The sequence below is a fragment of the Myxococcus sp. AB036A genome, assembly GCF_006547355.1.
In the GTDB taxonomy this organism is placed as follows: Bacteria; Myxococcota; Myxococcia; order Myxococcales; family Myxococcaceae; genus Myxococcus; species Myxococcus virescens.
Genome location: NZ_VHLC01000056.1, coordinates 23,132 through 45,084, shown reverse-complemented (window position 1 = coordinate 45,084; position 21,953 = coordinate 23,132). Strand labels below are relative to the sequence as shown.

Below are 21,953 nucleotides of genomic sequence, written 5' to 3'. Positions count from 1 at the left end.
TGTTTCGAAGGGGCATCAAGCAGCGCGGCAATGGTTTCGTGAGCACTGTCGTGTGGCCCTCCGGGTCGGGCCACACGCGACACCGGAGGCAAGTCATAGACTTTGAAGATCGGAATCGTCGCCGGCTCGGATATCAGCCCCGACCGTCAATGAAGGACGGGAGCCTCGGTCACGCGCTCGAACGACACGCCCAGGTTCCCGATCCGTTCGAGCGCGTTCTTGATGTCCTCCGAGACAATGAAGGCGATCTTGAACTTCTTCAGTCGAAAGACGTGCGCGCCCTCAGTCTTCGAGGGGTCGATTCGCAGTCCGTAGATCCAGTTGTACTCGCCTGGGTAATCAGGGGACGGTTCGTCATAGTGATGCACCTCCAGGCACCGTGCCTCGTCAATGGCATCAACCACCTTGATTGCATTGACGACGAAGTACCGCTCGGACTCTCTCTCTATTGACACCGGAAAGAGCTGAACATCGTTGGGAGCCAGTGTCCTGAAGACGTTCGCAATGGCTTCGCTGACGATGGGGGCAGCCTCAATCACAGAGAAGTCAAACGCACGCCTTGTGCCAGGATGTGCGATTCGTGCTGCGAGGGGACCCAGATCAGGAAGGATGCGACCATCCGCGAACATCCAAGGCTCGTCAAACGCCTCACCAGAATCCCGTGTCGGCGTCTCAATCAGCCACCGTGGCACATCACCCAGCTCCACTGAGTAATAATGACGCTCCAACTTATTTCTCCACCTTCACAATGAAGCTCCGCAGCGGATTTCCCGGCGTCATAAGCTCGTTCGCTATCCTCGCAAGTTCCTTCATCAGACTGGCCCGGCAGGTCTCTGTCGTTCGGCAGCGCGCAACAGAGAGTTCAAGACGCCGAATCACCGCTCGGTGATACAGTTCAGGGTGAGGCCCCTCGTGTCCCTTGAGCCGCACCTTGTTGGCAGCGTCTTCGAGCGTCATCCCGGCCTTCTCGAATAGCTTCTGGCACTGAGGAGTCCAAGGACCGCCGGTAGCGTCGGAGATGGGGTTCTTGTTCGTGCAGATGTGATGAACGGGCCCCACCGCGTCACCAGGAAATCGCCCGTCCGAGTACATCGCCAGGGCGGCAGCAGCACCAGGCGCCAGGGCAACGTTCAGCACTCCAGCAGCGGGAATCGCGATTGAAGTCACGCCGCCATTCAACGCCGCTCCGAGCGAGAATCCCGCCTCGGCCTGCGCCCGAATCGCGGCCTGAGGGAAGCCCGGAAGTCTCGGCCCCTGGGCTGCCACCGCGTTCTTTCCTCCAAGTGCCGCCATGACGACGAGCACCAGGACGCGCGTGCCGTTCGTGCCGAGCACCCGCCCGAACCGATGCCCGATGTCTTGTAGCTCGATGACGCTCATCGCCGTCCCCGCATCATCCCACAACCGGACGAATCCGCGCCCAATCTCCCAGACAGGCACCACGCCGAGATAGGCCACCATCGCCGCCGTCAGCGCTACCGCGATGACCTTGGTGACGGGCTCGGGCAGCGCCAGCGTGAGGAGCAGCGTCAGCGCGGCCGACGTCACCAGGGCCTTGAGCGCCACTGGGTTCAGCACCTTGCCGACCTCGGCCTCGATGCTCGCCCAAACGGTGTCGAGCGCGAAGGACAGCGCCATGAGCGTCCGGTCCTTTCGCGAGAACGTCAGCCCCGTTCCACCCACCAGGGTCAAGCAGTCGTCCGCGTCGGGGCAGATGCGCGCGTACAAAGACTCAGGTGAACTCCCCGCCCCCGAATCCGCGAGGCCCTTCGAGGACGCGAGCAGGACCCTGGAGCGCACCCATCCTCGCTCATCCGCCGCTTCAGCCGCTCGGAACGCAACGTCCATGCGCATGTCGAGGATGAGTTGCGTAAGGGCAGACTTGAATTCGTCCTCGCTCACTTCGACTGGATCAACATCTACCGACTCGTGGACGAGTCGCCGACCATTTCCAGCATCGATATTGACAATGCGAGTGGTCGCACACCCCGCTGAAAGAAGCAGCAAAGACACCACTGCAACCCATCTCATAGCATCCCCCGAAGACACCCCTGAAAATCAGGAGGCGCTGCAGCCTGACTCTGGGGTCTGACAACTTCAGCAGAGCTCGCGCGGCAACCAAACTACTACACGCATCCCATTTAAATTTCCATACCCTTCAGGTTGCACTGTCCTTCAGGCGCCACCGAGCAAGAGTGAATTACCCCACCACGCTCCTGACAGGCTGTTCGCTCGATGAGACCTACCCAATTCACAAGGTCTATCCTGACTTTCGCAGCGCTAGCGTCGTTGGGTGCGCATGCCACCGCTCACTATCGGCGGTCCATCCTGCTCTCCGAGCATCCGGAGAACGGAACCCACTCCGTCTACGTGAAGGGGCAAGTCATCACGACGTTGCGCTTCGAGCAGCCCGTCAACCCGAGCAAGACGACGGTGCTCGGCTGGGAAGGTCGACTCGAACCACTCACGGTGGTCCACAACAAGGTCATCCTGAAGCCCATCCGGGCTCTCCACCGCGATGCTGAATGAGAACCTCGGGCTCCCTGAAGCACCAGCTCGGCTCTACGGCCGGGTCTGGACAGGCGGCCCCCAAGTCGTCATCCGCGACCATGCGGCCCAACTGATGAATGGCGGAGATCAGGTGCCCATCTGCGCAGTGGCTCGCCTCGGGTTCGGGCAGCTCCGAAAGCACCCGGAGTCCAAGCCAGGGACAGCCATCCTCGATTCGCCCCGCGCAGGGGTCTACATCGTGGACGAGTTCCGGTGAGGAAGCAGGGCCGCTGAAATCGTCGCGGCCGCCGGCCTGGTTGGATCAACGCCCGGGCGCTGAATGCGGCGGAAAAGAAAAAGGGCTGGTTGCTTGAAGCAACCAGCCCTTCTCTTTTCTTGGAGCCGACACCCAGGATTGAACTGGGGACCTACTGATTACGAATCAGTTGCTCTGCCGCTGAGCTATGTCGGCGCGACAGGTGCGCGGGGAGTACCATGGCGGCTCATGCCCGGCAAGCAGAAATGAAGGCGAGTGCTCACCCTCCCCGCCATTCCGCCCATTTTCCGCGCGCCCGCATCGTTGGTTTTCCAACCATCACCACGATTGACCACCCTGACATGGATGACACACCGCGTCTGTCGTAGGTGACACATCGCGTTGACATAAGTGCCCGTTATCGCTCCAGATTCTTGGGAGAGGACGGGTGCTTGGCGCGGTTGAAGTCTCGGAGCGCCTATGTACATAAGGGCCCCGCTACCCCCACGTGCCTCGCCCACGAGCGGCGACGCGACAAGGAGCATCTCCCGTCATGGCCAGTGAAGAGAATTTCATGCGTGCCCCGGCCCCTACGCCCAAGCGCACCGTCTACACCGAGGCGATGGAGATCTTCCATCGTGCAGCGGACCTCATCGCGCTGGACAAGCGCGTCCGCCTCGAGTTGGAGGAGCCGGACTACGAGCACATCTTCTACGTCACGGCGAAGCTGAAGGACCGTCTCGTCCCGCTCTCCGAGGAGAAGGCGCGCACCTTCTCCAACCTCCCCGAGACGCAGGTCCGCAACAAGGAAGGCCTGGAGCTGCTGGCCAACGGCAACATCATCCTCAACGGCCGCGCCCTGCTGGGCTCGGACGTGGACATCCGCCAGGGCCACCTGCGCCTGCCCGACGGCAAGGTGTACCAGCTGGTCCCCGGTGAGTCGCAGCGCTTCAAGGCCTACCGCGTGCAGCACAACCAGGCGCGCGGCCCCTACAAGGGCGGCCTGCGCTACCACCGCGAGGTGTCCCTGGACCTCTTCAAGGCCCTGGCCGCGGAGATGACCTGGAAGACGGCCATCGCCGAGGTTCCCTTCGGCGGCGGCAAGGGCGGCATCCAGATCGACCCGCGCGAGTACGGCCGCGAGGAGATCGAGGCCATCACCCTGCGCTTCATGTACCGGCTCAAGAGCATGATTGGCCCGGACATCGACATCCCGGCGCCGGACGTGGGCACCAACCCCGGCATCATGGCCCTGCTCTACCGCCAGTACTCGGACGGTGAGCGCGAGCGCCACAACCTGCGCGGCATCGTCACCGGCAAGGACGTGCGCATCGGCGGCTCCGAGGGCCGCCACAAGGCCACCGGCCAGGGCGTCGCCTTCTGCATCGAGGACTACTACGCCGACCGCGGCGAGTCCGTGAAGGGCAAGACGTTCATCATCCAGGGCTTCGGCAACGTGGGCAGCCACGCCGCCAACATCCTGTCGCAGATGGGCGCCCGCCTGCTCGCGGTGAACGACGCCGACGGCACCATCTTCAATGGTGACGGCATCGACGTGGCCGCGCTCTCCGCCTACGTGCAGGACCCCAAGAACCTCAAGCGCAGCGTGCTCGGCTTCCCGGGCGCCCAGCGCATCGAGAAGAAGGACCTCTGGGACGTCCAGGCGGACATCCTGGTCCCCGCGGCCCTGGGCGGCGAAATCACCGCCGACGTGGCCGAGCGCCTCCGCGTCAAGCTGGTGGCCGAGGGCGCCAACGGCCCCACCACCCCGGAGGCCGACCGCATCCTGGAGAAGCGCGGCATCGAGCTCATCCCGGACATCATCGCCAACGCCGGTGGTGTGACGGTGAGCTACTACGAGTGGATCCAGAACAAGCGCATGGAGCGCTGGAGCGAGGCCGAGGTCGACCAGCGGCTCGAGCGCGCCATGAAGCGCAACTACCGCATCATCCGCGACATCTCGCGCAACCAGCCGCGCAAGACGGAGATGCACGACAGCCGCCAGTACTGCATCGGTGAGACGGTGGACACCCGCTGCGCCGCCATGATTCTGGCGCTCAAGCGCATCGAGGCCCACTACCTCCTCGAGGGCTTCTCGCAGTAGTCGAAGCCACGGGCACCCGCCCACGGCTGGAAACACGAAGGGCACGGTCCTCCATCTGGAAGGCCGTGCCCTTTCGTTTTCGCCGGGCCCAGAGGTTGGCTTGGGCGGCCCCCGCTGCTGTTCCGGGAAGCGCCAGGCCGCGAAGCCCCTCACGGGCCCCGGACGGATGTCAGTGCATCACCCGCTCGCGGTCCACCAGCAGGAGGGGCGCGTCGTCCTGCGTCTCATAGGCCACGATGCGCAGCCCCACGCCGCGGCTGCTGCCCTCGCGCCCGTCCTTGCGCCCGAAGGCCAGGGCCACCTGGTAGCGGACCTCGCACAGGCACGTCATCTCCGTCCCGTCCTCGCCCGCGAACGTCACCTTCAGCTTCTCGCCCAGGCCCACCTGGTCCCGGACCTCCACGAACATGCCCCGCGCGCTGATGTTGCGGCCCACCCCCCGAAGCATCCCATCCTGGGTGGTGAGGTAGACGGTGAAGACCTTGTCGAAACGGAGGTGGGAACGGCGCTCGTGAGGACGCTCAAACATGGGGGTAGCTCCCGGAACAGGTGGTGACAGGCGCAACCTACACGGTAGCCACATGTAGGCAAGTTCTTCACCTACATCCACCCCCACACACCCATGTAACGAGTGCCGGACGCTTTCCGAAATGGCACGATTCCGGGCTGAACCCTTGTTCCCCGGAGACCTCGCCCGTGAATCGCATCCTCCTCGCCGCCGCCCTCTTCCTCGCGCCCGCGCTTGCCCTGGCGGACGCGGACCCTCGCTTCGCCAAGCTGCGTGACGAAGCCGAGCCGCTGGGCGGGCTGGGGACCTTCTTGGATAAGTTCGTGGGCGCGTGCGACGGCCCCTTCGTGGACTCGCAGTGCAAGGCCAACGCGGAGGCGTTCCGGAAGAAGTACCAGGGCAAGCGGCTGTACATGATCGTCACCGAGGACGACGCCACCATGCTCACCCCGGGGCCCTATTCGCTGGGCACGGGCGAGTACAGCATCAACATCACCCCGTTCTTCCCCGGCGGCAGCTCGGCGCTCACCCACGGCGCGCCCAAGAAGACGGACGCCAACGGCAACCCCATCCTCCCCTACCTCACCGTCACCGGTGACATGCCGGCGGGGTGGAACCTGCAGATGTTCAACCGCCTCTTCTCCACGCGCTCGGTGCGGGCACAGATTGTCTTCACCCCGCAGAGCGTGTGGACCCTTCCCAAGAAGGGCGGCGGGAAGAGCCACGGCGTGACGGCGCGCATCGAAGCCATCTTCATCACCGAGGGTCGCAGCGGCCAGGCCATGGGCCTGTGGCTCCACGGCAAGGACGCCAAGAAGCGCTAGCCGGGCGTCACCTCACCGGGCGATGGCGATGTACTGGAGCGCCTCGCCCCGCTTCACCCGCAGGAGGATGCTGACCCCGGCGCTCCCCTTCCCCAGTGCCGCGCGCACCCCGGCCACGTCCTTCACCCGGCGGCGGTTCACTTCCGTCACGACGTCTCCCGCCCGCAGGCCGGCCGAATCCGCCGGGCTGCGCGGCGTGACCCCCGACACCAGCACGCCGGACCAGGCCGTCTCCCCCAGGGGCGCGGCCACCTCCGGCGTGAGGTCGCGGATCACCAGCCCCATCTCCTCCTCGCTGGCCGTCCGCTGGATGAGCCCCTCGGTGGCCTCCTGCGCGGGGCGCGCCACCAGCCGCACCGTCACTTCCTGTGTCTCGGTGCCCCGCGTCAGCGACAGGCGCGCCTCGGTGCCCGGCGCCAGCAGCGCCACCTTGCGCAACAGCTGCAGGTAGGAGCCGATGGGCCGCCCGTTCACCGCCACCAGCCGGTCTCCGGGGCGGATGCCCACGGCCGCGGCGGGGCTGCCCTTGTAGACGTCCTTCACCAGCGGGGCCTGGCGCTCACCGCCCCCATGGCTCCCGTCGTCATTGATGACGACGCCCAGCCACCCACGCTCCAGCTTGCCGTTCTCCCGGAGGTTGGGCAGCAGCTCCTTCACCAGGTTGCTGGGGACCGCGAAACCAATGCCCTGCCCCTGACTGATGATGGCGGTGTTCACCCCCACCACTTCCCCCTTCATGTTGAAGAGCGGCCCACCGGAGTTTCCGGGGTTGATGAGCGCGTCCGTCTGGATGAAGTCGTCGAACTGGCCCACGCCCAGCACGCGCTCCTTGGCGGAGATCATCCCGTGGGACACGGAGTGGTCCAGGCCAAAGGGGTTGCCAATGGCCACCACCCAGTCGCCCACCGCCATCCGGTCCGAGTCCCCCAGGTAGACGGCGGGCAGCTTGCCCAGGTCCACGCCGCTGAGCCGCAGCAGCGCCACGTCCGTGGAGGCGTCACGGCCCACCACGGAGGCGGCGAACTCGCGGCCATCCGCCAGACGCACGGCAATCTGCTGCGCGCTGGCCACCACGTGGTTGTTGGTGACGACGAGCCCGTCGGGCGTCAGCACGAAGCCGGAGCCGGTGGACTTCTTCATCCCCTCCAGGCCACCGGCCCGGGGCCCCACGGTGGTGATGTTGACGACGCCCGCCTCCACCGCGCGGATCAGCGGCGCCAGCGAGGACGGGGGCACGAAGTGGGGGATGCCCGGGTCTCCCTCGGCGCGCTCGCGCCACAGGCCCAGGCTGCCCGTCTGCCCCTCGACACCCGCGGCCTGCGCGGCGAACCACGCGGCATGCTCCCGGGCCCGCGCGGGAAGCCACGCGTCGAGAGGACCCTCGGCGGCCGCCGCGACCGGGACGAGCGCCAGCACCAAACACAGGGAGAAGAATCGGGAGAGCACGGAGCGGCAGTCTACACGGCGGACCAGGGTCGAGCGGACTCAACAGCCTGGCCCGGCGCCCCCTTCCCGTGAGTGACGGGGGCGCCCTGAACGGCGGCGTCAGGCCTGGACGGGGGCGACGTACTTCGCCACCTTCACCCGGGCCGGACGGATGATGCGGTCCTTCAGCCGGTAGCCCGCACGCAGCTCGGCGACGATGCGGTGGTCCTCGTCCGGCGAGGCGGTCACTTCCATGTCGACCGCATCGGCCGTGTTCGGGTCGAAGGGCTGCCCGACGACCTGAAGGCGCTCGATGCCCGTGGACTGCGCCTTGCGCAAGAGCTCGGCGCGAATCATCCGGACGCCCTCGGCCAGCGGCGAGGTGTCCTGGGCGCTGACGGACAGGCACCGGTCCAACTCGTCAATGGCCTCCAGCAGCGTGATGGCCACGTTGCCGCGCTCCACGTCCAGCATGCGCTCACGCTCCCGCGTCACGCGCTGCTTGAACTCCTCGCGGTCCTTCTCCGCGGCCTGCACCGCGCGGACGGCAATGTCGAACTTCTTGCGAAGCGTCTCCAGCTCCGCGGCCATCCGCTCCCGCTCCGCGTCCTGACCGGCAGCCGCGTGCTCCTCCGGAGCCTGCTGCTGGGAGGAAATCTCCTCGGCGGCGGAAACAGGTCCCTCGCTGTTGGCGGAGGGGGGCTGCTGGGTGGCTTCGGGAGCTGCGTCGGTGCGGGTGTTGCCGGCCATGTCTAACCTGAGGCGATGGTGGGTGCGCAGTCGCGCGAGAGGTAGGGAGTCACTGCTGCCCGGAACCTAACCGCGAGACGGCCCCTGTCAACGCGGGAGCGAGCTAGTGCTCCTGCGGCGCGGCGGGAGACTCGGCCATGAAGCCGTGGTCCACCTGCCCTGTCACCTCGTCGATGATTTCCACCTGGGCGGCCCGCAGCGAGTAATAGAGGAGCCAGCGCTCCGCCGCCGTCAGGGTTCCCGCCGGCAGGGCCTCCTCAATCTCCTGAACCGTGAGCCGGCCCTCCTTGAGCCCCTTCGCGAAGAGGGCCTTGCGGGCGATGTAGCTCTTGCCGATCCTGTTCTCCACGGCGACGCCTCCTTTCCGCTAAAGATAATTTCGCCCACCGGTCACCGCAGGACGTCGCGCTGGCGGTGGGCTTCGGGACGGCTGGAGGGCAGGCGCCCAGCCAGCCGGAGCCTCAGGAGTCGAGCGCATCCGAGTGTTGCGTGGGCGGCGTCTGGTCGTCATTGCCCCCGACGTCCACCGGGTGCGCGGAGATGACCTGACGCGCCTCCGGGTGCAGCAGGCCGCGCTGCGCCAACACCTTGGGTCCCAGAATCGTCACCATGGTGTCCTCCTCCACCACCTCCACGGCCAGGAGCCGGGCCGCCAACGCCTGGGCCCTGTCCTTGTGGGTGGTCAGCACCTGACGGGCCCTGTCGAGCGCTTCACTGACGAGCTTGCGCACCTCCTCGTCAATCATCCGCGCCGTCTGCTCGGAGTAGCTGCGCGTCTCCGGCACGCCCGCCGAGCGGAGGAAGCCCGGGCCATGGTCCGCGCTCAGGGCCACCGGCCCCAGCGTGCTCATGCCGTAGTCCCGCACCATCATCCGGGCCATTTCCGTGGCCTGGCGGATGTCGTTGGACGCGCCGGTGGAGATTTCCCCGATGAAAATCTCCTCCGCGGCCCGGCCGCCCATCATCCCCGCCATCTTGTCGCGCAGTTCGTCCAGCGACATGAGATAGCGGTCCTCCAGCGGCAGCGACATGGTGTAGCCCAGCGCCGCCAGGCCGCGTGGGATGATGGACACCTTCGTCACCCGCTCCGCGTGAGGCAGCATCCACCCCACCACCGCGTGGCCCGCCTCGTGGTGCGCGACAATCTCCTTTTCACGCTCGTTCATCCGGCGGTTCTTCTTCTCCAGACCGGCGACGACACGCTCGATGGCTTCCTCGAAGTCCGCCCGCATCACCGCGTCGCGGTTGCGGCGCGCGGCCAGGAGCGCGGCCTCGTTCACCACGTTGGCCAGGTCCGCGCCCGCGAAGCCCGGGGTGCGCGAGGCAATGGCCTTGAGGTCCACGTCCGGTCCCAACTTCACGCCCTTGGCGTGAATCTCCAGCACGCGCTCGCGGCCCCGCTTGTCCGGCCGGTCCACCAGCACCTGCCGGTCGAAGCGGCCCGGACGCATCAGCGCGCTGTCCAGGATCTCCGGACGGTTGGTGGCCGCCAGGATGATGAGCCCTGCGCGGCTGTCGAAGCCGTCCATCTCCGCGAGCAGTTGGTTGAGCGTCTGCTCACGCTCGTCATGTCCACCGGCCACGCCCGAGTTGCGGCTCTTGCCAATGGCGTCCAGCTCGTCGATGAAGATGATGCACGGCGCCTTCGACGTGGCCTGGGCGAACAAGTCGCGGACTCGCGCGGCGCCCACGCCGACGAACATCTCCACGAACTCGGAGCCCGACAGACTGAAGAAGGGGACGCCCGCTTCACCCGCCACGGCTCGCGCCAGCAGCGTCTTGCCCGTCCCCGGAGGGCCCACCAGCAGCACCCCCTTGGGGATGCGCCCGCCCAGGCGGCGGAACTTCTCGGGCGTCTTGAGGAACTCGACGATTTCACGCAGCTCGTCGACCGCCTCGTCCACGCCAGCCACGTCCTTGAAGCCCACGCCGGTATCGGCCTCGGCCTGCACCTTGGCGCGCGTCTTCCCGAAGCTCATGACGCTCTGCGGGCCCTGGCCCATGCCGCCGGCCACCCGGCGCATCATGAAGCTCCAGAAGAGGAAGAAGAGGCCCAGGGGCAACAGCCATATCCACAGCGCCTCGCCCAGCCCTGACTGCGGCACGGCCTCGAACTGGATGCCCTTCTGCTCCAGCAACGGCACCAGCCCCTCGTCACCGGCGACGCGGTAGGCCATCCATGGCAGGGCGCTCGGCTCGCCGCGCAGCGTGCGCTCCCCGTCTGCCGGAGGAGGAGGCGGCTGTGCCGTGTCCTTGAGGAAGCCCTTCACCCACTCGTTCGAAATCTGGACCCGGCTGAAGTTCCCGGCCTCCACCCCGTCGCGGAACTGGCTGTAGCTCACGCGCCGCACGCCCGCGTCCTGGAAGACGTTGCGGAACAGCAGGAAGCCCAGGACGAGCAACAGGATGTAGCCCAACGGTGAGCCGAACTTGAACCCCTTCCCCGTTGGCGTTGGCTTGTCTGTCTTCTTTCCGCGTGGGCCCATCCCAGGCGGCAAATCCTGTGGCTTCATCGTCGGCACGCTCGACCCTCCCCCTCCCCCGCCCACGCGGACACAGTGACCGCGAGGCGTCTTCCCTGGCGGGCCAAAGATGTTCACCGTTGCCATACCGTCAACCCGCCAGGCGGGCTTCACGGCATGTGCGGGCCCTTGCGCCGAATCAGCGACACCCGATCAACCACAAGGGTTGGCCAGTGAACTCCGTCCCCAACAAATAGCCGTTGCCGTCTTGCACGAAGGTGATGGCTTCTGCCTGCGCCTGACTCCCGCTCGGAACCTCGACGAGCTGTCCTTGCAGCAGGTCCTCCAGCCGCGCGGCGCCGGGGCGGCGCAGCTCGTACGCGCGCGAGTAGGTGCGCAGCAGCAGCCGCTCACCGGAGGGATGCAGGGAGGCCGCGGTGGTGGCCCGGTCCATCCCGAGCGGCGCCGTCAGCGTCCCCAGCTTCCGGGCCTGGATGGGGGTCTCCACGCTCAGCCCATCCAGCGCGAAGACATCCCCCAGGGAGTCCAGCGTCTTGGTGATGACGGCCAACCGGCCAGAGCGGGCGTCGATGATGACCGACTCCGCGTCGCGGGGCCCGTCCGGGTACATGAAGGACAGCACCTCCACCGGCACCGTGGCGTCCTCGAGCGCCTCCGGTTCTGGCAGCCGGTAGAGCCGCACCTGCTCCCGGCGCGCGAAGTTGTCACCGATGTCCGCAAGATAGACGCAGCCGCGCGACGCCCCCGAGGCGCAGGGGCCCACCGTGACGTCCTCGATGTCGCGAGGGGTGGCCCCGGTGAGCGTCAGCCGGGCGAGGATGGCGCCCTTCGCGTCCATCGCGAACAGCTCGAAGCCATTGCCGGAGTCGTTGTGCGCCCAGAAGGCGCCCGGGTGGCGCTGGCTGGCGGCCAGGCCGGAGAGCTCGGACAGCACGTCGGGCACGGTGCCGGACCGCTGAGGCTCGCTGTAGAGCGTGCACCCCGGCACGCCCTGGGCAGGGACCTGGTTCGTCGCCTCGGGTGGGGGCGGCGCGGGCGGCGGCTTGGAGCGGGAGCACGCGCCCAGCACTCCGGCCAGCAACGCCAGGAGGAGACGGCGCGGCACGTCAGCTGTCCAGGTCGAGCAGCTTCGCCAACGTCTTGGCATCCGCGTCCGGGAAGCGGTACGCGGACATCTCCTCCAGCGTCACCCAGCGGTGGTCATGCACGCGCAGGTGTTGGATTTCCTCCGTCGGCCGCGAGAGCCGGCAGTGGAAGACGCGGAAGTCGATGTCGTAGTTGGGGTACTCGTGGTGGGTGTGCATGGCCTGACCCAGCACGTCCACCTCCACGCCCGTCTCTTCCTGGATTTCCCGGGCAAGGGCCTCGGCGTCCTCTTCGCCCTCTTCCACGCGCCCGCCGGGGAACTCCCACAGCAGGGGCAGTGACGCGGTGGGGGGGCGCTGGGTGATGAGGTAGCGCCCCTGCTCATTCTGGAGCATCGCACCGACGACACGGACCTGACGGCGGGCCATTCGCTTCTCCTCTTTCTGGCGGGACACCGGGGGGAGGGGCGACCTAACACAGCCCCCGCCCGGCGCCAATGCCGCAACCCCAGTCGCCCAGCCTGCGCATGTCCGGGCAACCTGGCCACCCTCCCCCTGGGCCGCACAGTCGCCGCGGACGCCCGGGGGGCTTGCCCCGGCCGACCGCCCCCCGGGCAATGTTCGGGTCCGTGCGCCAGCGCACCGGCATGTGGTGAATTGGATGACGGGAACGCGAGAAGGCGTCATGCTCGGCCCATGACGACGAGTCGTAGGGAAAGGGCCGAGGTGCTCGGAGCGGCACTGAAGGCCGCCCGCCAGCAGGCGGGGCTCGGCATGGAGGAGGTCGCCGAGCAACTGGAAATCCCCGTGGAAGTGCTCGCTCGGGTGGAACGCGGGGTGATGGTGCCGACCATTCCCACCCTGACGCGCCTGTGTGTGATTCTGAAGCTGGACCCGGATGTGCTGCCCGAGCTGCCGGAGATGAGTGACTGACGTCCGGGCGTGGCCGTCCAAGCTCCCGGCCCCGAGCTCCCACGCCCCATGCGCTGCCCCACCTGCCATCGCCGCGTGGCCGAGCGCTGTCCTCGCCACGGCCCGGTCGAAGCGCGTGCCCCAGGCTCTTTGCCAGAGCCTCCGGATGTGGCGGGCTATGTCATGGGAGCGCCCTTGGGGCGCGGTGGGTTTGGACGGGTATTCGCCGCGCGGCGTGAGGTGGATGGGCAGGACGTCGCGCTGAAGGTGCTGGAGCCGCTCGCGGGCGAACGGCTGGGGCGGGAGTTGGAGGCCCTGCGCCGCATTGGCCCCCCCGCCGTGCCGCGGCTGCTGGGCGAGGCCACGACCCGCGCCGGTGAGCGGGTGGTCATCATGGAGCGCATCGAGGGCCCGACGCTGGCTCAGCGGTTGGCGAAGCTGCCGGGCGCCGGTGCCCTGCCCTGGACCGATGCGGCCCCGCTGACGCGAGCCCTGGCGGAGGCGCTGGCCCAGGTCCATGCGGCCGGCGTGGTGCACCGGGACCTGAAGCCGGAGAACGTCGTGTTGTCCGAAGGGCGGCTCGTCCTGCTGGACTTCGGCCTCGCGCGGCTGTCGGCCCAGGATGATGGGGAGGGGCTCTCGCCAGGGCTCACCCGCACGGGTCAGCGGCTGGGGACCCATGAGTACATGTCACCCGAGCAGTGCCGGGACGCGCGATACATCGACGCGCGCGCGGACCTGTATGGGCTTGGGGTCATGTTCTTTGAGCTGCTGTGTGGTCGGCCTCCCTTTGTCGGAGAGGCGGCAGCGGTGCTCCAGGCGCATGTCTCGCGGCGGCCTCCGGCGATGCGGACGCTCGCGCCTTGGCCGGTGCCCGCGGCGGTGGAGACCTTGGTGCAGCGACTGCTGGCCAAGGTGCCCGAGGACCGGGGAGACAGTGCGCGGTCGCTGGCGGAGGAGTTGCGCGAGCTTCAGGGCGCTGGCGATGCGCTGGGCACCCATGTGGTGTCCGGGGCCTTGGCGGAGACCCCGCGTCGCGCCACGGAGGCGCCACGGACGAACACGGGCCCTTCAACCGCCCCCACCCCAGACGCCAGCCGAGCCACGCGCGACGTAGCGGTCCTCGGCGTGAAGACCTCACGGGATGCACCGGCCTTGCAGGCCTCCCTCGCCGGAAGCGGCGCCATCCTCGCGCGCGTGGAGCCGGGCCTTTGCCTCTTCGCGTTCCCCCACGAAGCGGCGGTGGAAGCCGGGCTGCGCGCGGCGCTCCGGGCCGCGGAGGTGCTGAAAGCCGCCCTCCCCCCCAACGCAACGCTCGCGCTCCATTGCGCACCGCTGCGCATTCGTGAGCGTGCAGGCCGCTTGACGGTGGGTGGCGCGGCGGTGGAGCGGCCCGAGCGGTGGTGGCCATCGCTTGAATCCGTCTCCACCCCGGAGACAGTCGCGCTGACGGCCAGCGTCCGAGCCCACCTGGGCGACCTGCCCTACAGCACGCCGCATGGGGACGCGCTGACATCTCCTGACGTCCTCCTGGGCCGGGACACGGAACGGCAGTGGCTGCGCGAAGCCCTGTCGCGCGTGCAGGCACACGGCGCGCCCGTGCTGCGCACCCTGCTGGCGGAAGAGGGCCAGGGCAAGACACGCCTGCTCACGACGTGGCGGAGCGAACTGGAGGGCACGCCCGGCGTCTCCGTGCGCTTCGTCGAGGCGCTCCCGGAGGAAGGGAGCGCGAGCGAAAGCGGGCTGCGAAGTCTCATCAACACCGTCCTCGGCCTGCCATCCCAGACGCCCTCGGATGAAGCGCTGCGCCGGCTGCTCGCGGACGCGCGTCCTCCGTTGGATGTGGCCGCTGTGCACCCGGCGGCGCGCAGGCAACTGGTGGCGAGGGCCATCGCAGCGCACCTGTGGCGGCTCGCGGCCGCGCAGCCCCTGGTTCTGCTGGTCGATGACGCGCACACGCTGGACCCCACGGCCCTGGATGCATTGGAACTGGCGACGCTCTCTGGGGAGGGTGCCCCCCTGTGCGTGGTGCTCGCCGGCCGGCACCGGCTGCTGGGCCTGCGCCCCTACCTGGGGGAACGCGCAGGAGACGCCGAACAGCGAGAGCTTCCTCCCCTTCCGGAACACGATGCGCGCGAGCTGCTTCGCCGGTGGCTGCGCCCCGTAGACCTGATTGCCGAAGGCGTGTTGAGAGAGCTGGTGGACCGCTGCGGTGGCTCGCCGCTCCGCATGCTGGAGACGGTGCGTGCCCTCCGAGGCGCGGGCGCCATCCGTACCCGCCCGGATGGGGGTGGCTACCTCGCCGCGGACGCCCTGAACGGGCTGGCCCCGGACCGCCCGGGCGCGGATGAACGGCTCGCCGAACGAAGCCTCTCGGGCCTGCCCACAGGCATGCGCACCCCGCTCCAGGTTGCGGCCCTCCTGGGAGACGACGTGCGGCTGGAGGAACTCACCGCCACGCTCGCCCACCTGGAGACAGACGCGGACCTGGACCTGTCGCTGGACCCGGGCGTCGCGATGGAGCGGCTGGCACGAACGGGCATGCTGGAACCTCGAGGGCCGCGACGCTGGCGCTTCGAACACACCACCCTGCGCGAAGCCTTCACGGCCCTGCTCCCTCCGCCACTGAAGCGGCGCATCTGCACGGCCGCCTTGCGCGCCCTGCCCGCTACGCCCACCGCCCGAAGGGCGCGTCTGGCCGAGTCCGCCGGAGATTCCCTCCAAGCTACGGCGCTCCACTGGAACCTGGCCGAATCCGCTCGCCACGCGCACCGGCTCCTGGAGGCGGAACGGCACTACTCGGCCGCCTTGTCATTGGTGCCGCGCACCGAAGAGGCCGTCCGGCTGGAGCTGCTGTCGGGACGAGGACGCGTGCGCTACCGCCTCCAGCGCATCGACGACGCCGTGGAAGACCTGCGCGCCGCCCGCCTGCTGGCCGAGGCCCACCGCGATGTGGTGCGCGAGGCGGACCTGCTGCTGGAAGAAGCCACCGCCCTCGACTGGCAGGACGACGCGATGGGCTCCACCGCGCTGCTGGAGCAGGCCCTGCACTGCCTGAAGGACGCGGTCCCCTCGGAGCTGGCCGCGCGCCATGCCCTGGCCCAGGCGCGCGTCCTCGTGCGGCAGGAGGACATCACCGGGGCTGTGCCCGCCCTGGAGCGAGCCGTGGAGGCCGCGCGGTCCGGAGAGGACTCGGAGACGGAGGCCATCGCCCTGGCCATGCTGGGCGCGATGCTGGCGTGGACCGACCGGCTGGACGACGCCTCGCGCCGCTTCGACGAAGCCATCGCCCTGTGCGAGGCGACCGGCGACACCCTGCACCTGGGCGTGGCCCTCAACAACCGGATGGTGCTGCATGTCCAGCGCCGGGACGCGGCGGGCGCTCATGCGGACCTGGAGCGCGCAGTGACCCTGGGACGCGAGCTGGGCAACGTGCAGATTGAACGGACCTCCGCCTTCAACCTGGCGCTGCTGCTCGGCTACCAGGGCCGGGCCGTGGAGGCCTTGCCCCTAGCGCGGCGGGCCGGCGTGCTCAGCCAGCGCTTCTTCCCCCGGTCCATGGCCCAGGACGCCCTGCTGGTGGCGCGCCTGTGCTGCGAACTGGGAGACCTGCCCGAAGTCGCGCGCCAGCTCGCCTGGCTCGAGGAGCCGGACACACGGCAGCGTCTGTCACCTTCGGACGCGCTGATGTTGTCCGTGGTCCGGCGCGTCGTGAACGAGGCTCGAGACGCCCTTCCCTACGGCGCCGATGCCTGGGCCCACCTGGTGGAAGAGTCCCGCCGGCTGGCCACGCCTGATGAGCGGCTGGAGATTCTCGTCTGGGCGGCACGCGCGGCTCGCAAGGCCGGAGACACGGTGACGCTGCGAGCTCGGGTCGCGGAGGTCGAGGAGACCGCACGCGAAGCGCCGCTGTGGACGGACCGCGTCCGCGCGCTGGTGGCCCCAGCCGAAAGCCCCTAGCGGGACGGCCACGCCCAGTGCCGGAGCCGAGAACCGTGTTAGCACGGGGTGTCGCAGCAACGGCACGGAGGGACGTCCCATGGCCGGTGGGCCCCCACGCGAACACGCCATATCGCTCTACGGAGACGAGCTGGAACCCGGAGCGCTGGTGGGCGACTGGGTCATCGAGTCACGCGTCCACGCGGGCGTGACCGCGTGGCTCTATCGCGCGTCGCACCTGTCCACCCGGGCTCCCGCCGCGGTGAAGGTGGTGCGTGCCGAGTTCAACCACGTCACCAACGTGCTCCGCCGCTTCCAGCAGGAAGCGGACACGCTCCGGGTGCTGCGCCATCCCCACATCGTGGAGGTGCTCGAGCACGGCGACCTTCGCGACGGACGCCCCTGGCTGGCCATGGAATGGCTGGAGGGCGAAAGCGTGGACCAGTGGCTCACGCACCGAGGCCCCTTCTCCCTCGCGGAGGCGCTGACGGTGATGGAGGAACTGGGCGCCGCGCTGCACTTCGCCCATGGCCGCGGCATCCTGCACCGGGACCTCAAGGCCCAGAACGTGATGGTCATCCCCCTGGCGGAGGGCTTCACGGTGAAGCTGGTGGACTTCGGCATCGCCCGCGTGGAGCCACCGGAGGGGCTCTCCGGCCTGACATCCGGCGGCGCCGTGCTCGGCACGCCCGTGTCCATGGCCCCCGAGCAGATTCGCGGGCAGGCCCTGGACGCACGCACCGACCTGTACGCGATGGGCGTGCTTCTCTACCAACTCCTCACCGGGAGCCTGCCTTTCGAGGGCACCAGCGTGGTGGAGGTCGAGGAGCAGCACCTCCATGCGCCACCACCGCACCTGGATGAACGGGTGCACGCACCGCCAGCACTGGACGCCGTGGTCCAACGGTGTCTCGCGAAGGCCCCTGGGGACCGCTGGCCAGACGTGCCCGCCTTCCTCGAAGCCTTGCGCGCGGCGCTGGCGCCCACTCCGGATGAGACATGGGCCGTGGCTGTCTATGTGGACCTCCGCTTCCCGGAGGCCCTGGACGAGCCCTCCGACGCGGACCTGGATGCCAGGGACGCCACGCTGGACGCGACGCTCACCGAACTGGAGACCCGTGGCTGGATGCTCGCCCTGGAGAGTGGCAACGCCGTGCTCGCGTGGAAGTCACTGCCTCCCGCCTCCGAGGCCCGTGTCCCTGCCCTGGTGGAAGCGCGCCAGGTGGCAAACGCGCTGCTGCGGCAAGCGCGTGAGGCCGCGGGTGACAGCGTGGAAGTCCGCGTCTATGCGCACGCGGCCCTGTGTGAGCTGAGCACGGACGCCCAGGGACTTCCGAGGCTGGCGGGCGGTGAGCTGCTGCGCCTGGAGTCCTGGGCTTCGGGAGGCGCGGCGGGCGAGGTCCTGCTGTCGGATGCACTCGCCAGCCGCTGAGCGGGCTACGTCCGCAGCCGGTGCCGGCGCAGCAGGCGGTACAGGTACACGCGGTCCATGTCCGCGGCGGTGGCGGCCTGCGACACCTTGCCTCCGTGGAGCTTGAGGAGCGCATCCAGGTACTCGCGCTCGAAGACCTCCAGCGCGCGGCGGCGGGCCTCCGCGTAGGGCTGCTTCGGGTCCACCAGGCTGCGCAGCACCGCTTGCGCGCTCACCTCCTCGGCGTCCGGCGGCATGGCGTCCTGGAAGACGAGGCAACGCTCCAGGTGGTTGCGCAGCTCGCGCACGTTCCCCGGCCACGCGGCGTGCTGGAGCTGCGCGATGAACTCCGGCGTGCTCAGCGCCGCGAGCTGCTCGGAGCCGGCCCCGAAGGCCGTGAGGATTCGCTCCGCGATGAGGGGGATGTCCTCGGGCCGCTCCCGCAGCGCGGGGATGATGATGCGCACCACCGCGAGGCGGAAGAACAGGTCGGAGCGGAAGCGCGCCGCGTTCACCTCGGCGCGCAGGTCCCGGTGCGTGGCGGCGATGACGCGCACGTTGACGGGCTGGTACCCGTTGGCGCCCAGCCGGCGAATCTCCTTGTTCTCCAGGACGCGCAGCAGCTTCGGTTGCAGCTCCGCGGGCAGCTCGCCAATCTCGTCCAGGAAGATGGTGCCGCCGTCCGCTTCCTCGAAGGCGCCGACGCGGCGCTGGATGGCGCCGGTGAAGGAGCCCTTCTCGTGGCCGAACAGCTCGCTCTCCAGCAGGTTGCCGGGAATGGCACCGCAGTCCACGGTGAGGAAGGGCCCCGAGGCCCGGGCGCTGGCCTGATGGATGGCGAAGGCGGCGCGGCTCTTGCCCGTGCCCGTCTCCCCCTCCAGCAACACCGTCGCGTCGCTCGCGGCGGCTCGCTCCATGAGGGCGAAGCTGGCGCGCGTCACGGGCGACGAGCCCACCAGCTCACCGAACGTCGTGCGGTCGGAGATGAGCAGCCGGTTCGTCTCCGGGCTGAAGTCGAACCGGACGCTCACCCGGCCCAGGCGCAGGATGCTGCCGCCCCGAAGGTACGCGTCGCGCACGTGGACGCCGTCGAGCACCGTGCCGTTTCGGCTGTCCAAATCCCGCAGGCGGGCGCCGTCGTGGTCGACCTTCACCTCGCAGTGGAAGCGCGAGACGGTGGGCTCCTCGATGACGAAGTCGTTGAGCCCATGCGAACCGATGGAGAACGTGTCCGCGTTGCTGTCCTTGGACTGCCCAGGCTGCGGACCTTCGAGGACGGTGAATCGGAAGCGGCGAACAGCGCCCGAGGTCCCGGGCCTTCCTGTACCTGTGGGCCGCGTCTGCTGGACGGAATCAGGCCCTTCGGCTGGACGGCCCGCCCCCTGGGGTCGCTCGGTGTGACTCATAAGGGATGGACGCTATCACCGTGGACGCCACACCAGCGCTACCGGAGGCCCCATTCGACGACGAAGTCCGGCCCGTCCTCCGCGCGAGACAGCCGGGCAAGCGACTCCGGGCGTTCGTCCCCCGTCCACAGACCGACGAGGTCGCCCAACAGCCAGTGGGACAGTGAGCGCGCCACCCGCTGCACCCCGTCTCGCGGCACACCCGACAGCGAGCGCTGCGATTCCATCATCGCGCGCACCGTTCGCGACGGAACCACCCAGCACTCGGCCCGAGGAAACGGAGGCGCCAGGAACAGGCAGAACGCGGCGTCGGTCCGCAGCAACTGCGCGTCCAGGTGCTCCCGGCCCAGCCGGAAGGCGGGCAGCCACTGCCCCTCTCCGCGCTGTTCGAGCTTCACCACCTGCACGGACACCACGCGCCGCGTGCGCAGGAAGTCGCCCACCGCCACGTCGAGGACGAAAGCCACCTCCACCCCCAGCCGCGCGGCGGCCAAAGGCGGAGGCACGGCGTCCGGAGCCGCCTCGCCGTCCACCGGGACAGGCTCGGGCACGGGCTCCGGTTCACGGCGCCGGACCGTCATCGACAGCTCCCACGGAGATGGCTGCCCCTGGGCCATCAACGCGGCGACGTCCGCCTTCACCCGCGCCAGCTCTGCGCGCAGTGCTTCGAGCAGGTCCGCCGCCAGCGTCTCGGTGTCCTCGCGGAAGCGCTCCGGATAGCGAGACGAGAACTCCGCCTCCACTCGACCGAAAGCGCCCAGCAACAGCTCCTCCAGGTCCCGGTCACGCAGCCACGTCCGGCCTCCGAGCGGCACCGCGCGCGTCACATGCAGGTGCCGCAACGCCTCCGTCAACGTCGCGGGGCCTGAAGCCGGCGAAGGCTCCACGGGGGCGCCCGGCTTCCCCTTCGCCGACGGGCCCTGGAACCAGGACTGGAGCGTCCGGACGCGGAGGCGAACACGTGACGACGGGTGCTCCTTCAGCCGCTTCACCTGTCGCCGGTCGGTCGCTGTGCGCACCAGCGCCAGCACCGTGAGCTCCGCCTCGGACGATGCGGCATCCGGCGCGCACCAGAGGAAGAACTCGATGGCCGCCTTGCGCAGCACGGGCTTGCGCCCCACGCGGTCGGCGACTTCCTGACGCCACGCCGCCAGCTCGTCCAGACCGGGCCGCACGGCACCGGGCATGAAACGAGGCCACAGCTCGGCACATTCTTCCGCCAGCCAGTGGAGCTGGTCGAATCCCGGCGCCCCCGGCTTGAGCTTCGACAGCGCGCGCTTGCGGCGGTCGAAGGCATCTGGCGCGCCCTTGCGCACGGCGGCACGGAACAGCCGCTCCTCCAGCCACAGCAGCGTGAGCACCAGACCCGGCTCGCCCTTGCGCAGCGTGGCCTGGCAGTGGTCGAGCACGAAGCGCACGGGGCCCAGGTCCGCCGAGGCCTCGAAGTCGCCGTTCACCAAGGCGCCCAGCGCCCCGCGCAGGCCGTCCACCGGCGGCGCATCGAAGCGCGCCAGCAGCTCGCACAGGTTCTCCACCACCTCGGGGGGACCGCCGACCTCCAGCGTGCGTGACAGCAGCAGCCCCGCCCGAGCGCACCAGTCCGGCTCCTTGCGTCCACCGGGGTAGCACGCCAGGAAGCCACTCATGCCGCTGCGGCCCTCCGGCGACGTCGCCAGCGAGAAGAGGCGCTCGGCCAGGACCTCCGAAGCTTCCCGCCACGGCAGCCGCGCGGCCCGTGTCCGGATGAACTCCGCCAACCGGTCGCGCCCGTCCGCCGCCGTCGCCGGCATCAGCGCACGCAGTTGCTCCAGCAGCGCAACGGACTTCGCGCCGGTGCCCAATACCTGGCGCAGGTCCACCTCCACCGCGCCGTGGAAGCGCAGGGCCCGGCCGTCGAAGGTACACGGCGCGTCGCCGACCAGGGACTGGAGCGCGTCCGGGTGCCGCTTCAGGATGCGCGTCAGCACCGTGGTGACGGTGGCCTCCGTCTCACGCCGCACCCGCGCGGCCGTGTCCGCGTCCCCCACCTCCAGCAACGCGGCCAGCATCGTCTCCTGCCGCGCCATCAAGCGCGGCAGCAGGCCCCGGGGCGGCACGGCGTAGGGCCACAGCAACTCACTGCATGAAGAGAGCAGGAACAACAGCTCGCCGAGGGTCCGCTCGCCCTCGTTCAGGCGGCTCCAGGCCGCCGCTTGCGCCAGGGTGCGCTCATCCAGCGAAGCGCCTCGCACCCAGGCGGCGAAGGACTCGCGCCACTGGGTGGACGCGGCCATGGCCTCCGCCGCGGGCGTCCCCGTCACCGTCTCATAGAGGGACCGGAGCGACTCCGGCCACCCGGTTTCATTGACGGGCTGCATGCT

At 69.1% G+C, this 21,953-nt stretch carries 17 protein-coding genes, 1 tRNA gene and 1 pseudogene; 7 read left to right on the top strand and 12 right to left on the bottom strand.

What is annotated here, in order from left to right:
- Positions 1-146 precede the first annotated feature (146 nt).
- Together FL344_RS22380 and FL344_RS22375 are read right to left on the bottom strand one after the other, a co-directional pair.
- Positions 147-728 carry a DUF1629 domain-containing protein gene (locus tag FL344_RS22380; RefSeq protein ID WP_228565273.1) on the bottom strand — a complete coding sequence of 194 codons (582 nt, stop codon included), beginning with the start codon at positions 726-728 and terminating at the stop codon, positions 147-149.
- Position 729: 1 nt separating this feature from the next.
- A complete protein-coding gene (locus FL344_RS22375) occupies positions 730-2,031 on the bottom strand; it encodes an AHH domain-containing protein (protein ID WP_141619943.1) in 1,302 nt (433 codons plus the stop codon).
- Positions 2,032-2,235: 204 nt separating this feature from the next.
- Here FL344_RS22375 and FL344_RS22370 point away from each other — a divergent pair, with 204 nt between their 5' ends.
- A complete protein-coding gene (locus tag FL344_RS22370; RefSeq protein WP_228565272.1) occupies positions 2,236-2,529 on the top strand; it encodes a DUF2381 family protein in 294 nt (97 codons plus the stop codon).
- Positions 2,516-2,767 (top strand): annotated as a pseudogene (locus FL344_RS39260) (hypothetical protein); the annotation flags it as partial. The gene FL344_RS22370 and the pseudogene FL344_RS39260, both read left to right, overlap by 14 nt.
- Before the next feature lie 120 nt (positions 2,768-2,887).
- On the opposite strand, the gene FL344_RS22365 reads toward FL344_RS39260, so the two are convergent.
- A tRNA-Thr gene (locus FL344_RS22365) sits at positions 2,888-2,962 on the bottom strand.
- Positions 2,963-3,299: 337 nt separating this feature from the next.
- Here FL344_RS22365 and FL344_RS22360 point away from each other — a divergent pair.
- The gene (locus FL344_RS22360) at positions 3,300-4,850 is read left to right on the top strand and encodes a Glu/Leu/Phe/Val dehydrogenase (protein ID WP_141592552.1); all 1,551 of its coding nucleotides are present in this window, start codon (positions 3,300-3,302) and stop codon (positions 4,848-4,850) included.
- Between the two features lie 169 nt (positions 4,851-5,019).
- Here FL344_RS22360 and FL344_RS22355 read toward each other — a convergent pair whose 3' ends face one another.
- A complete protein-coding gene (locus FL344_RS22355) occupies positions 5,020-5,379 on the bottom strand; it encodes a PilZ domain-containing protein (protein ID WP_013940932.1) in 360 nt (119 codons plus the stop codon).
- Positions 5,380-5,546: 167 nt separating this feature from the next.
- Here FL344_RS22355 and FL344_RS22350 point away from each other — a divergent pair, with 167 nt between their 5' ends.
- Positions 5,547-6,182, top strand: coding sequence for a DUF6066 family protein (locus FL344_RS22350; protein WP_141592553.1), 636 nt, complete (start codon positions 5,547-5,549; stop codon positions 6,180-6,182).
- A gap of 12 nt (positions 6,183-6,194) precedes the next feature.
- On the opposite strand, the gene FL344_RS22345 is transcribed toward FL344_RS22350, so the two are convergent.
- The 6 genes from FL344_RS22345 to FL344_RS22320 form a co-directional block, all read right to left on the bottom strand.
- Entirely contained in the window at positions 6,195-7,628 is a 1,434-nt protein-coding gene (locus FL344_RS22345; protein WP_141592554.1) for a trypsin-like peptidase domain-containing protein, read from the bottom strand.
- A gap of 99 nt (positions 7,629-7,727) precedes the next feature.
- Positions 7,728-8,357: a nucleotide exchange factor GrpE gene (locus tag FL344_RS22340; RefSeq protein WP_141592555.1), complete on the bottom strand. Its 630-nt coding sequence runs from the start codon at positions 8,355-8,357 to the stop codon at positions 7,728-7,730.
- 103 nt (positions 8,358-8,460) lie between these two features.
- Positions 8,461-8,706, bottom strand: coding sequence for an RNA polymerase sigma factor region1.1 domain-containing protein (locus FL344_RS22335; RefSeq protein WP_090490757.1), 246 nt, complete (start codon positions 8,704-8,706; stop codon positions 8,461-8,463).
- A 112-nt stretch (positions 8,707-8,818) separates the two neighbouring features.
- Positions 8,819-10,843, bottom strand: a complete 2,025-nt coding sequence (ftsH, locus tag FL344_RS22330; RefSeq protein ID WP_090490758.1) for an ATP-dependent zinc metalloprotease FtsH — start codon at positions 10,841-10,843, stop codon at positions 8,819-8,821.
- A 175-nt stretch (positions 10,844-11,018) separates the two neighbouring features.
- On the bottom strand, positions 11,019-11,945 hold the full coding sequence (locus FL344_RS22325) for a hypothetical protein (RefSeq protein ID WP_141619942.1): 927 nt from the start codon (positions 11,943-11,945) through the stop codon (positions 11,019-11,021).
- Position 11,946: 1 nt separating this feature from the next.
- Positions 11,947-12,354 carry a (deoxy)nucleoside triphosphate pyrophosphohydrolase gene (locus tag FL344_RS22320; protein ID WP_090490760.1) on the bottom strand — a complete coding sequence of 136 codons (408 nt, stop codon included), beginning with the start codon at positions 12,352-12,354 and terminating at the stop codon, positions 11,947-11,949.
- A gap of 267 nt (positions 12,355-12,621) precedes the next feature.
- On the opposite strand from FL344_RS22320, the gene FL344_RS22315 reads away from it, so the two are divergent.
- The 3 genes from FL344_RS22315 (at position 12,622) to FL344_RS22305 (ending at position 18,208) form a co-directional block, all read left to right on the top strand.
- On the top strand, positions 12,622-12,858 hold the full coding sequence (locus FL344_RS22315) for a helix-turn-helix domain-containing protein (protein ID WP_013940940.1): 237 nt from the start codon (positions 12,622-12,624) through the stop codon (positions 12,856-12,858).
- Positions 12,859-13,020: 162 nt separating this feature from the next.
- A complete protein-coding gene (locus tag FL344_RS22310) occupies positions 13,021-16,797 on the top strand; it encodes a serine/threonine-protein kinase (RefSeq protein ID WP_228565271.1) in 3,777 nt (1,258 codons plus the stop codon).
- A gap of 79 nt (positions 16,798-16,876) precedes the next feature.
- Positions 16,877-18,208: a serine/threonine-protein kinase gene (locus tag FL344_RS22305; protein ID WP_141619940.1), complete on the top strand. Its 1,332-nt coding sequence runs from the start codon at positions 16,877-16,879 to the stop codon at positions 18,206-18,208.
- 5 nt (positions 18,209-18,213) lie between these two features.
- On the opposite strand, the gene FL344_RS22300 is transcribed toward FL344_RS22305, so the two are convergent.
- Entirely contained in the window at positions 18,214-19,593 is a 1,380-nt protein-coding gene (locus tag FL344_RS22300; protein WP_090490763.1) for a sigma 54-interacting transcriptional regulator, read from the bottom strand.
- 38 nt (positions 19,594-19,631) lie between these two features.
- The gene (locus tag FL344_RS22295; protein WP_141619939.1) at positions 19,632-21,950 is read right to left on the bottom strand and encodes a hypothetical protein; all 2,319 of its coding nucleotides are present in this window, start codon (positions 21,948-21,950) and stop codon (positions 19,632-19,634) included.
- Between the last annotated feature and the right edge of the window lie 3 nt (positions 21,951-21,953).

What these genes read in the sequence shown, in the direction of transcription:
- FL344_RS22310 (WP_228565271.1), top strand. Translation starts at nt 13,021, where the DNA reads ATGGGAGCGCCCTTGGGGCGCGGTGGGTTTGGACGGGTATTCGCCGCG.
- FL344_RS22340 (WP_141592555.1), bottom strand. Translation starts at nt 8,357, where the DNA reads ATGGCCGGCAACACCCGCACCGACGCAGCTCCCGAAGCCACCCAGCAG.
- FL344_RS22315 (WP_013940940.1), top strand. Translation starts at nt 12,622, where the DNA reads ATGACGACGAGTCGTAGGGAAAGGGCCGAGGTGCTCGGAGCGGCACTG.
- FL344_RS22370 (WP_228565272.1), top strand. Translation starts at nt 2,236, where the DNA reads ATGAGACCTACCCAATTCACAAGGTCTATCCTGACTTTCGCAGCGCTA.
- FL344_RS22375 (WP_141619943.1), bottom strand. Translation starts at nt 2,031, where the DNA reads ATGAGATGGGTTGCAGTGGTGTCTTTGCTGCTTCTTTCAGCGGGGTGT.
- FL344_RS22355 (WP_013940932.1), bottom strand. Translation starts at nt 5,379, where the DNA reads ATGTTTGAGCGTCCTCACGAGCGCCGTTCCCACCTCCGTTTCGACAAG.
- FL344_RS22300 (WP_090490763.1), bottom strand. Translation starts at nt 19,593, where the DNA reads ATGAGTCACACCGAGCGACCCCAGGGGGCGGGCCGTCCAGCCGAAGGG.
- FL344_RS22320 (WP_090490760.1), bottom strand. Translation starts at nt 12,354, where the DNA reads ATGGCCCGCCGTCAGGTCCGTGTCGTCGGTGCGATGCTCCAGAATGAG.
- FL344_RS22295 (WP_141619939.1), bottom strand. Translation starts at nt 21,950, where the DNA reads ATGCAGCCCGTCAATGAAACCGGGTGGCCGGAGTCGCTCCGGTCCCTC.
- ftsH (WP_090490758.1), bottom strand. Translation starts at nt 10,843, where the DNA reads ATGGGCCCACGCGGAAAGAAGACAGACAAGCCAACGCCAACGGGGAAG.
- FL344_RS22305 (WP_141619940.1), top strand. Translation starts at nt 16,877, where the DNA reads ATGGCCGGTGGGCCCCCACGCGAACACGCCATATCGCTCTACGGAGAC.
- FL344_RS22360 (WP_141592552.1), top strand. Translation starts at nt 3,300, where the DNA reads ATGGCCAGTGAAGAGAATTTCATGCGTGCCCCGGCCCCTACGCCCAAG.